The organism is Pseudomonas sp. B40(2017), from assembly GCF_002112855.1.
Taxonomy (GTDB): Bacteria; Pseudomonadota; Gammaproteobacteria; order Pseudomonadales; family Pseudomonadaceae; genus Aquipseudomonas; species Aquipseudomonas pharyngis.
Genome location: NZ_NEIT01000003.1, coordinates 200713 through 212055, shown reverse-complemented (window position 1 = coordinate 212055; position 11343 = coordinate 200713). Strand labels below are relative to the sequence as shown.

9 protein-coding genes are annotated in these 11343 nt (G+C 61.6%); 1 reads left to right on the top strand and 8 read right to left on the bottom strand.

Annotated features, from left to right (window positions below; all coding sequences use genetic code 11):
- Positions 1-67 precede the first annotated feature (67 nt).
- The 8 genes from CAF76_RS08405 to CAF76_RS08370 form a co-directional block, all read right to left on the bottom strand.
- Entirely contained in the window at positions 68-1639 is a 1572-nt protein-coding gene (locus CAF76_RS08405; RefSeq protein ID WP_064594294.1) for a flagellar hook-associated protein 3, read from the bottom strand.
- Between the two features lie 13 nt (positions 1640-1652).
- Positions 1653-3698 (bottom strand): flagellar hook-associated protein FlgK, encoded by a 2046-nt coding sequence (gene flgK, locus CAF76_RS08400; RefSeq protein ID WP_085648543.1) that lies wholly within the window; start codon positions 3696-3698, stop codon positions 1653-1655.
- Positions 3699-3719: 21 nt separating this feature from the next.
- Entirely contained in the window at positions 3720-5012 is a 1293-nt protein-coding gene (gene flgJ / locus CAF76_RS08395) for a flagellar assembly peptidoglycan hydrolase FlgJ (RefSeq protein ID WP_085648544.1), read from the bottom strand.
- A gap of 11 nt (positions 5013-5023) precedes the next feature.
- Positions 5024-6112 (bottom strand): flagellar basal body P-ring protein FlgI, encoded by a 1089-nt coding sequence (locus tag CAF76_RS08390; RefSeq protein WP_074692277.1) that lies wholly within the window; start codon positions 6110-6112, stop codon positions 5024-5026.
- Between the two features lie 27 nt (positions 6113-6139).
- On the bottom strand, positions 6140-6835 hold the full coding sequence (gene flgH, locus CAF76_RS08385) for a flagellar basal body L-ring protein FlgH (RefSeq protein WP_039765527.1): 696 nt from the start codon (positions 6833-6835) through the stop codon (positions 6140-6142).
- 53 nt (positions 6836-6888) lie between these two features.
- On the bottom strand, positions 6889-7674 hold the full coding sequence (gene flgG, locus CAF76_RS08380; RefSeq protein WP_039765524.1) for a flagellar basal-body rod protein FlgG: 786 nt from the start codon (positions 7672-7674) through the stop codon (positions 6889-6891).
- Positions 7675-7719: 45 nt separating this feature from the next.
- The gene (locus tag CAF76_RS08375; protein ID WP_007958343.1) at positions 7720-8460 is read right to left on the bottom strand and encodes a flagellar basal body rod protein FlgF; all 741 of its coding nucleotides are present in this window, start codon (positions 8458-8460) and stop codon (positions 7720-7722) included.
- A 204-nt stretch (positions 8461-8664) separates the two neighbouring features.
- Positions 8665-10227, bottom strand: a complete 1563-nt coding sequence (locus CAF76_RS08370) for a sigma-54-dependent phenylalanine hydroxylase transcriptional regulator PhhR (protein WP_011333015.1) — start codon at positions 10225-10227, stop codon at positions 8665-8667.
- 280 nt (positions 10228-10507) lie between these two features.
- On the opposite strand from CAF76_RS08370, the gene phhA reads away from it, so the two are divergent.
- Positions 10508-11299, top strand: coding sequence for a phenylalanine 4-monooxygenase (phhA, locus tag CAF76_RS08365; RefSeq protein WP_039765515.1), 792 nt, complete (start codon positions 10508-10510; stop codon positions 11297-11299).
- Positions 11300-11343 lie beyond the last annotated feature (44 nt).

Genomic DNA, 11343 nt, shown 5'->3' with positions numbered 1-11343 from the left:
TGAAACCGCTAAGACATTAACTATTGAAGGAACAGGGCAACGCGGGCGCTTGCGCGCCCGCCTGCCGTCAGATCTTGTTGAACAGACCCAGCTGGCTGATTTTGCTGAACGCCAGTTGCGAGGCCTGCAGCATGGTCTGCTGCAGGGTCAGGCGGGTCATCACCTCGGCCGGATCGGAATCGCGGATCGAGCCCTGAGTGGTGGTGTTCGCCTGGATCAGGGACTCGTTGGTGGTGGTCTGGTCATCCAGCGACTGGCCACGGGCACCGATCGACGTGACGGCGGAACCGATCTGGTTGCTGGCGCTGTCGATGTTGCCCAGCGCCGACTCCATCGCCCCCTGGAATTTCTGCTTGGCGACCGGATCACCATCGATCGGTGTGTTCAATGCAGTGACCATCTGGCCCAAGGTGTCGAGCACGTTCTGGGTCTGGTGGTTGTTGGACTGGATCGAGAACTGGTCACCGGCGGCTGGCGTGCCGCCGATGGCGAAAGTCACGCCCGCAGCCGTAGCGTTGCCACCGACCACGGTGCCCGAAGACACCGGTTTGCTGTCGGCAGTGACAGGCGCCGCGTACAGGTCGAATGCCGTGGCACTCGTGAACTTCAGAACGGCGCCGCCGCCCGACGGGAAGGCGCCGTTGTAGGCCGCCTGGTTGGTCACGTTCGAACCGGTGATGACCGCGGTCGACGGGTTGCCCGGGCTGCGCACGGAGGTGAAAGAGTCCGGTGTGGCCGACAGCTGGAAGCTGTGACCGGCAATGACCGCGTCCGGGTTGGTATCACCTGGCTTGAGGTTGATGTTCAGTTTCAGATCGACACCACGGAAACTGACCGTCTGGTTGGCACCGTTGCTGTTGGTGATCGCACCGTTCTGACTGGCTTCGGTGGTTACGTCATTGCCCAGGGCATCGGTGATCTTGATCTGAGTGCTGCTGATGAAATCCACGGTGTACGGCTGGCCGGCCGTGAATTTGGCGTTGTAAGTCGCAGCGGTACCCACGATACCGTTGGTCAGCACCACACGACCGTCATCGACCGCCGGAGCCGTCATGCTGGTTTGGGTCCGGGCGGTATTGATGGTCTGCTGGAAGGCATCCCAACCGGTGGTGTTGGTGGCCACCGACAGGCCGTCGCCAATGCCCAGGTTGATCTGGGTCTGGTCGCCGTTGTAGGTGTAGGTGCCATCGGCGTTCTGCGAGTACGGCGCGGTATCGGTTTTCGAACCGGAGAACAGGTAGTTGCCGTTGGCGTCCTTGGAGTTCATCAGGCCCAGCACCTGCTGCTGGATCTGGCCAAGTTCCGCGGCGTAAGCCTGGCGGTCCTTGTCGGTGGCGATGCCGTTGTTGGCCGCCAGACCGATTTCCTTGGCACGTGCCAGAGCGGTGGTGATGGCGCTCAGGGTGGACTCCTGAACGGTCAACGAGCTCTTGGTGGTGTCAATGTTGCCTTTGTACTGCTCGAGCATCGCGGCCTGCTGGCCCAGCTTCAGCAAACGACCAGCCCCGATCGGATCGTCGGCGGCAGTGTTGATGCGCTGCAGGCTGCTGGCTTCGTTGGCGGTCGCGACCGTCTTGCTGTAGTTGCGCTGATATTGGGCAGCTTGTGTCGCGTAATACTGGGCGGTGGAAATGCGCATGAATTACGGCTCCTTAAAGGCTGTTGATCAGCGTGGCGAAAGTTTCCTGCGCAGCTTTGATGATCTGCGAAGACGCTGTGTAGTACTGCTGATACTTGACCAGGTTGCCGGTCTCTTCATCCAGGTTGACCTGGGACAGCGAGTCCCGCGCACCCTGGGCCTGATCCAGGATCACCGTGGTGGCCGCACCGTCGGACTTGCTCTGGGCGGCCTGGGTACCGACGTTGGTCACCAATTTGTTGTAGGCGTCGGTCAGGCTGATGCCCTTGCTCGCCGTGCCGGTGTCAACGGTCTGTTTGGTCTGCAAACCGACCAGTGCCTGGGCGTTGCGGTTGTCCGAAGAGGCTGCGCCGGTCAGGTTGATGGTGAAGGTTTCGCCGGACTTCGGCGTCGCGCCCACGGTGGTCTGCACGGTGAAGGTCTTTTGCACGTTCGGGATGACAGTGGTGTCCATCACCGGAGCACCGGTGGAGTCGACCATGCCGATCTTCAGGTTCAGGGTGTTCGCCTGACCGGGAACGATGACGCCGGAACCGATCGTGGCACCCTTGGCATCAACCATGTTGTAAGTCTGGCTGCCGCTGGTGGTGGCGCCGAATACCAGTTTGACCGGGGTCGAATACTTGAGCGCGTTCTGCAGCTCCGCCTGGGACGCCGGGTTGTAGATATCGACGACGTCAGTCAGCGTCGGCTGAGTGTAGGTGCCTGAGTTGTTGGCACTGGCCACGCCGGTCAACGGTGCGGCTGCCGCGATTTTCTTCGGGTCGGTGAGCACAGTCTGGATGCTCGAGGCCGCGCCACGGGTCGGGGTCACCTTGAAGGTGTCACCGGCGCTCAGGGCACCGCCATTGAGGGCCAGGGTGAAGCCGTCGATTACCGGAGGCGGCGTGGTCGTGGTGCTGAACGAACCCATGTCGGTGCCGTCGGAGCGCTTGACCGTGTAGTTGGTCGCGCTGGTGAAGGTGACCTGGTAGTCGCTGGTGGTCAGCTTGCCGGTGTCCTTGATGGTGACATCAAGGTTGCCCGAACCTGCGCTATTGCCGGACTGGGCAATACTGCGCTGGCTGATCAGGGCGGCACTGTTGATGTTGTTGAAAATCGCCGCGCCGAAGTCACCGTTCTTGTCGATGCCCTGGGCTTGCTGGCGGTTGATCTGGTCGGCAACGACCAGTGCCACACGGCCCAGCTCGTTGAGTGCAGGATCGAGCACTTCCTTGCGATAAGTCAGCAGACCGCCGATTTCACCGCCGGTCATCGCCGAGGTGATGTCGATGGTGCTCGAACCACGATCCATCTGGATGCCCATGCGCGATGGGTCACCCTTGAGCGGCACGGTGCTCAGGGTATTGGTGGTATTGCCGATGACCAACGGCTGGCCGCTGCCGATGTAGACGTCGAAGCTGGTGCCACGCTCAACGACTTGCGCGCCGGTCAGCTCGGAGAGCTGACGCACGGCTTCGTTACGGCTGTCGAGCAGATCGTTCGGCTGGCCGCCGCTGGTGGAGATCTCGCCGATCTTCTGGTTCAGAGTGGCAATCGAGGTTGCCAGCTTGTTCACCTGGGACGCCATGTCGGACAGGTTGCCATTGAGCGTAGCGTTCTGATCGTTCATCTGCTTGGCCAGCGCGTTGAAGCGACTGGTCAGGGCCTGCGCGCCGGTCAGTACCGACTGACGGGAAGTGTCGTCGGTGGCCGAGGTCGATACGCCTTGCATCGAGGTGAAGAATTTCTGCAGCACGCCGGTCAGGCCGGTGTTGGTGTCGGACAGCGAGCCGTCCAGTGCGGTGGCCTGCGCACCGAAAGCGGCGGCTTCGCTATTGAGCGACGTGGCGGTACGCAGCTGAGATTCGAGGTAGGAGTTGTACACCCGGCGCACGTCGGCGAGGGTCGTACCGGTACCGATGAACACGTTACCGTATTGAATCGAGGACTTGGTGCCCTGCACGGTTTGCTGACGCGAATAACCGGCGGTGTCGACGTTGGCAATGTTGTTACCCGTCACAGCCAGAGAGGATGAACTCGCGGCCAACCCCGACATCCCGATATTGAGCAAACTCATGATTCAAACCTTACCTTGTGTTTATAAGGGCGTTGTTGAAACGCCGGCCGCAGCGTAGTTCTGATTGACCGTCATCTGCCTGGCAATCTGCGAAATCTTCGTCGCGTAGTTCGGGTCGGTCGCGTAACCGGCCTTTTGCAATTCGCGTACAAACTGTTCTGGGTTATCGGCCGACTTCAGCACATCTTGATAGCGATTATTGCTCTGCAGCAAAGTCACCAGATCGTGGAAGCTGTCCTTGTACGAGGCATAGGAACGGAACTCGGCCGTCTCCTTGACCATCTGCCCGTTGCGGAATTCGCTGGTGATCGCCCGGGCCGAATCGCCCTTCCAGTTGCTGCTGGCCTTGATGCCGAACAGGTTGTGACTGCTGCTGCCGTCCTGGGCGCGCATGACCGATTTGCCCCAACCGGTTTCCAGCGCAGCCTGAGCCACCAGATAACGCGGATCGACGCCAATTCGCGCGGCGGCTTCCTGCGCCATCGGCAGCATGGTGTTGACGAATTCGTCGGCGTTGCCGAACGCTTTCTTTGCCGGTGCCAGCGGGATCTGCGCCATGGCGCGACCGTAAATCTGCATCTGCCCGCCCGAAGCTTTATCTGCCTCGGCACGGGCCAGCCAGTCGCCGTTGTACAGCGGGCCGGAACCGGTGGCAGCGGCGGTCGTGGCGCGTTGCGGCAGTTGAGCGGTCGCCGCCGGCGTGGCTGACGGCACCAGACCTGCGAGCAAGCGATCCGCCAGTTTCGGCGGCAGCGCCAGACGACGCTGGTTGATCATTTCCATGTCATTGCGATGGGTCAGTTCGGTGCTCGGCGCATGCACCGAACGCGACGCCCACAACGGACGCTCGCCATTGAGTCGCGACAACGGACCATTCGTAGCCACGGTGCCGGCGGCAATCGGCGTGGCCACGGCAGCGGCCTTGGCCTTGGCTTCCTCCTGCTTGGCGGCGGATGCGGCCGCCGCCTCGCCCGGCGCCATCGGTTTGTTCTTCGACATCTGGCGCATCAGCACGTCGGCCAGGCCGATACCACCGCCCTCGCGGGACATGGAGACCGCCAGTTGCTGGTCGTACATTTCCTGATATTGCTTGGCCGCCGGCGTGTTGAGCGGGTTGTCCTGGCCCAGCGCTTCAGTGGCCGAGCGCATCGACTTGAGCATTTCACCGAGGAACAGCGATTCGAATTCCTGCGCGACCTTGCGCATGTTCGCATCGCTGTTCTTGTCGCCGACCTTGAGCTGGTTCAGACGATTGAGGTCGGAGTACGAACCCGAATCGCTGCTGCTGACCAGACCGCTTTTGCGCATATCCATGGTCGGCGTCCTCAGATCACGATCAGGTCGGCTTGCAACGCGCCGGCCTGCTTCAGTGCTTCGAGGATGGCCATCAGGTCACCCGGCGCGGCGCCGACCTGGTTCACCGCACGGACGATCTCGTCGAGGGTGGTACCCGGGCCGAACTTGAACATCGGCTTGGCTTCCTGTTCGGCATTCACCCGCGAGCGCGGCACGACGGCGGTCTGGCCGTTGGACAGCGGGCCCGGCTGGCTGACAATCGGGTCTTCGGTGATGGTCACGGTCAGGCTGCCGTGGGTCACGGCGGCCGGCGAGACCTTCACGTTCTGGCCGATGACGATGGTGCCGGTACGCGAGTTGATGATGACTTTCGCCACCGCCTGACCCGGATCGACTTCAAGGTTTTCCAGGATCGACAGATAGTCGACGCGCTGGCTCGGATCGAGCGGCGCGGTCACACGGATCGAACCGCCGTCGATGGCCTGGGCCACGCCAGGGCCGAGCATGTCGTTGATCTTGTCGACGATGCGCTTGGCGGTGGTGAAGTCGGAACGGTTGAGGTTCAGCGTCAGGCTGTTGCCCTGGTTGAAACCGCTCGGCACCGAACGCTCGACCGACGCACCGCCAGGGATGCGACCGGCCGACGGAACGTTGACGGTGATCTTCGAACCGTCACGACCTTCAGCATCGAAACCGCCGACCACCAGGTTGCCCTGGGCGATGGCGTAGACGTTGCCGTCGATACCCTTGAGCGGGGTCAGCAACAGGGTGCCGCCGCGCAGGCTCTTGGAGTTACCGATGGACGACACGGTGATGTCGACCTGCTGACCCGGTTTGGCGAACGCCGGCAGATCGGCACTCACCGACACCGCCGCGACGTTTTTCAGCTGCACGTTGCCCGATCCCGGCGGCACCTTGATGCCGAACTGCGAGAGCATGTTGTTGAAGGTCTGCAGGGTGAACGGGGTCTGCGTGGTCTGGTCGCCGGTGCCGTTGAGGCCGACCACCAGGCCATAGCCGATCAACTGGTTGGAACGCACGCCGGAAATGCTGGCGATGTCCTTCAACCGTTCGGCTTGTGCATTGAAGGCCGCCGACAACAAAAACGCGGCCATCATGAGGCTTCTGAAATTCAACGTAGCCACCTAGAAAGGGAACAGCGGGCTGAGGAAGAAACGGTCGAACCAGCCTGGCTGACTCGCATCGGCGAACGAACCGGTGCCCGAGTAGGTGATGCGCGCATCGGCGACCCGGGTCGAGGAGACGGTGTTGTCGGTGGCGATGTCGTCGGCACGCACGAGACCGGCGATCCGCACCAGCTCGTCGCCGGTGTTGAGGGTCATCCACTTCTCGCCACGCACGGCGATGATGCCGTTGGGCAGCACGTCGGCGACGGTCACGGTGATCGAGCCGGTCAGGGTGTTGCCCTGGGCGGCCTTGCTGTCACCCTTGGTCGCGCGGTCGCCTTCATAGCTGGCGCTCAGGCTCAGGTCATTGCCGCCGATCGGGTTGTTGGTGGTTGCACTGCTGCCGAACAGCGACGTCAGGCCGATGCCGGTCTTGCTGTTCTTGGCCACCTGCGAGTTGGCGTTCTTGCTGGCCTGGGTTCTCTCGTTCAGGGTGATGGTGATGATGTCACCGACCCGGAACGCCTTGCGGTCGCTGTACAGGTTCTGCTCGAAACCGGCCTGATAGATCGAGCCGTTGTTGGCGGCCGATGGCAACGGTGTGCGCGGCAACACCGGGGCGTAGTAAGGATCATTGGGCTTGGGCGTCGGAGCGACGCAGCCCGCGAGCGAGACGACCCCGCTCAATGCCACAACAGATACAAAGCGTTTCATGACCCTTACCTCACGGTGTTGCAGGCAGCCTCATGGCCGCCTCATAGACTTGATTACAGATTCTGCGTTACGAACGAGAGCATCTGGTCGGCGGTGGAGATCACCTTGGAGTTCATCTCGTACGCGCGCTGGGTGGTGATCATGTTGACCATTTCTTCCACGGTGCTGACGTTGGAGGTTTCCAGGGTGTTCTGCAGGGTGGTACCGAAACCGTTCAGGCCCGGCGTACCGACTTGCGGCGCACCGGAGGCGGCGGTTTCCAGGAACAGGTTGTTGCCCACCGCTTGCAGACCGGCCGGGTTGATGAAGTCGGCGGTTTGCAGGTTGCCGATCACTTGCGATGCGGCGTTGCCGGCGGTGGTGATCGAAACGGTGCCGTCACGGCCTACGGTGAAGGTCTGGGCGTTGTTCGGGATGACGATGGCCGGTTCCAGGGCGAAACCGCTGGCGTTGACGATCTGGCCGTTGGAGTCGAGGTGGAAAGTACCGTCACGGGTGTAGGACGTGGTGCCGTCCGGCTGCAGGATCTGGAAGAAACCGCGACCGTCGATAGCCATGTCCAGCGGCTGCTCGGTGGTTTGCAGGCTGCCGGCGGTGAAGTTTTTCTGGGTGCCGACGATGCGCACACCGGTACCCACTTGCAGACCCGACGGCAGTTCGCTGTCCTGGGTCGACTGGGCGCCTGGCTGACGCTTGATCTGGTACAGCAGGTCCTGGAACTCGGCGCGGTCACGTTTGAAACCCGTGGTCGACACGTTCGCCAGGTTGTTGGAAATGGTGGTCAGGTTGGTGTCCTGGGCGGACAGACCGGTTTTGGCAACCCATAGAGCCGGAAGCATTCGATTCTCCTCGTGCGCCTGTTTTACGGCGCGACGTTCTGATAATTAGCTGATCTGCAAGACCCGAGCCATGGCCTGGTCGTCGTCTTTGGCGGTGTTCATCATCTTGACGTGCAATTCGAATTGCTTGGCCAGGGCCAGCACCGACGTCATCTCTTCCACGGCATTGACGTTGCTCGACTCCAGGAAACCCGACACCAGCTTGACGTTGGCATCGGCCGGCGCAGGCTGGCCGTCCTTGGTGTAAATCGAACCGTCCAGGCCCTTATTCATGTTCTTGATGTCCGGATTGACCAGCTTGATGCGGTCGACTTCGGCCATGACGCGCGGGCCCTCGCCCATCGCTCGAATACTGATGGTGCCGTCTTCGCCGACTTCCACCTGCTGCTCCGGCGGCACGGCGATCGGCCCGCCATTGCCCATGACCGGCATGCCGTTGCCGGCACGCAACACGCCGAGGGCGTCGATATTGAGGCTGCCGGTGCGCACGTAACTTTCACCGCCATTGGGGTTCTGCACGGCGATCCAGCCGTTACCCGACACGGCGACGTCGAGGTCACGACCGGTCTGCACCAGCGAGCCCGGCGTGAAGTCGGTGGCGGGCCGTTCGCTCATGGCAAACGCACGCGCCGGAAAGCTGTCACCGAACACCGGCATCGAACGCGCCTGCTCCAGGTCGCGCTGAAAACCGTTGGTGGAGATGTTCGCCAGGTTGTTGGCATGAGCCTTTTGCGCCAGTGCGTTCTGGCTGGCGCCGGTCATTGCCACATAAAGGTACTTGTCCACACTCTTTCCTCTGCATGCCGGACGTTTGCCGCCCACCGCTGTACTGCTGAGCCATAAGCAATTTGCAGACCAACTTTTTTCTGGCGGCCCACGACCCGGTAAACAAAGGACTTGAGGGATTTTGCGGGGAGAAGGGAAATGTATCGAAGACGAAAAACCGGCGGTGTCATGCCGCTTGGCGGCAAACACCCGATCCGGCCGTGATCACTCCGACGCGTCCTTGCCGACTTCGTACTCACGCAACTTGTTGGCGATGGTCGTATGGGAAACCCCGAGCCGCTTGCCCAGTTGCCGGCTGCTCGGATGCTCGGAATACAAGCGCTCCAGCACCGCCTTCTCGAAGCGCCCAACAATTTCGTCGAGCCCGCCTTCGAGGGAGAAATCGCCAAGCGGCTGACGCACGCCGTAATCCGGCAGGCGAATATGCTCGGCCTTGACCGTGCCGCCGTCGCACAGGGAAACCGCCTGGAACAGCACGTTCTCCAGTTGCCGCACGTTGCCCGGCCAGTGGTAGTGACTGAGCCGATCCATCGCCGCCGGCGCCAGTTTCGGCAGCGGGCAGCCGATCTGCCGACTGGCCTGATCGAGAAAGTGCTCCACCAGCGGCGTCAAACCGTCGAGGCATTCGCGCAGTGGCGGGATGTGCAGCGACAGCACGTTCAAGCGGTGATACAGATCCTGGCGAAACTCGCCGCGCGCGCACAACTCCGACAGGTCGACCTGGGTTGCGCAGATCACCCGCACATCGAGGTAAACCTCTTCATCACTGCCCACCCGCCGAAAGCAACCGTCCTGCAGGAATCGCAGCAGTTTCACCTGCAAGCGCGGGCTCATTTCGCCGACACCATCGAGGAACAGCGTGCCGCCCGCCGTCAGTTCCAGCAGCCCGAGCTTGCCTTCGGCCCGCGCGCCTTCAAAGGCACCGGGGCCGTAGCCGAACAGTTCGGTCTCGGCCATCGACTCCGGCAGCCCCGCGCAGTTGAGCGCCATCAGCGGCGACTGACCACGCGGGCTCGCCAGGTGGCAGGCCCGCGCCAGCAATTCCTTGCCGGTGCCGGTTTCGCCCTCAATCAACAACGGCGCATCCAGCGGTGCCATGCGTCGCGCTTCGCGCACCACCGCCGCCATCACTTTCGAGCTCTGGAAGATGCTGTCGAAGCCACGCAACTCTTGTTTGCGCACGTTATAGATGCGCTCGCCGACCCGGTCCGCGCGGTGCAGCGTCAGCACAGCACCAGCCATGGCCTCGCTGTCGTCGTGTTCCGATTGCAGCGGCGCGATGTCGGCCAGAAAGATGTCGCCCTTGACCTTGACCCGCATGCCGTTGATTCGCGATTTGTTGGCGCGAACCAGTTCCGGCAGGTCGAAATCCTCGGCGTAACGCGACAACGGAATGCCCGGCACCTCGTCCACCCGCACCCCGAGCAACTGCGCTGCCGCACGGTTGGCGGCAACGATGGAGCCGCCCATGTCGATCGACAGCACCGGAAACTCCAGCGCGCCGAGCAGCGCATTCAACTCCATGTGCCGCCGCTCGCTGGGCATCAACCCTACCCGCTTGACGCCGAACACCCCGGCAATCGCCTCGAACTTGGGTCGCAGCGCCTGGAACTGAATGTTGATCAGGTTCGGGCAATGCAGGTAGATCGCGTTGCCATGCTCACCGCCCACCTCGCCACGGGCGACGTTGATCCCGTACTCCACCAGCAGATTGAGAATGTCGCGCAGGATGCCGATGCGGTTCTGGCAATGGACTTTGATACGCATATAAAGGCCCGAAACAGGTGAAGAGCCGGTCTGACGCCGGAATTTTCTGCGCAGCGCGCAAGATAGTCGTCAAGATTATGTGACAGCCATCGGCCTTTTCAAACCCGACGGTCACCGTAAACACGACTTATCGCGCGAAGCGTAACGAAAATTTTACGAATTAAAGAGACTTTTCCTACTCAACCAGTCTTCAACCTGCTGCAACAACAAACGTTCCGGGGTATTTCTCAGTCCATCGCAGGACATAACAAGAACGAAATTCCCCTCGCAGGAGAGCAGTATGAAGCAGACGCAATACGTGGCCCGCGAGCCCGATGCGCAAGGTTTTATCGACTACCCCGCCGAAGAACACGCGGTGTGGAACACGCTGATCACCCGCCAGATGAAAGTGATCGAGGGTCGTGCGTGCCAGGAATACCTGGACGGTATCGAAAAACTCGGTCTGCCCCACGACCGCATTCCGCAACTGGGCGAGATCAACAAGGTGCTCGGCGAGACCACCGGTTGGCAGGTTGCCCGCGTCCCAGCGCTGATCCCTTTCCAGACCTTTTTCGAATTGCTCGCCAGCAAGCAGTTTCCGGTGGCCACGTTCATCCGCACCCGTGAAGAACTGGACTACCTGCAGGAGCCGGACATTTTCCACGAGATCTTTGGCCACTGCCCGCTGCTGACCAACCCGTGGTTCGCCGAATTCACCCACACCTACGGCAAGCTCGGCCTGCAGGCGACCAAGGAAGAACGCGTTTACCTGGCGCGCCTGTACTGGATGACCATCGAGTTCGGCCTGGTCGACACCCCGCAAGGCAAACGCATCTACGGCGGCGGCATCCTGTCCTCGCCAAAAGAAACTGTTTACTCGCTGTCGGACGAGCCCGAGCATCAGGCCTTCGATCCGCTGGAAGCCATGCGCACGCCGTATCGCATCGACATCCTGCAACCGCTGTATTTTGTCCTGCCGAACCTCAAGCGCCTGTTCGACCTGGCCCACGAAGACATCATGGCCATGGTCAAGCAAGGCATGCAGCTGGGTCTGCACGCACCGAAGTTTCCGCCAAAACCGAAAGCCGCGTGACCCGCGACTTTTGCTTACAAGTGAGTCTGTCCGTCGTCGCCACT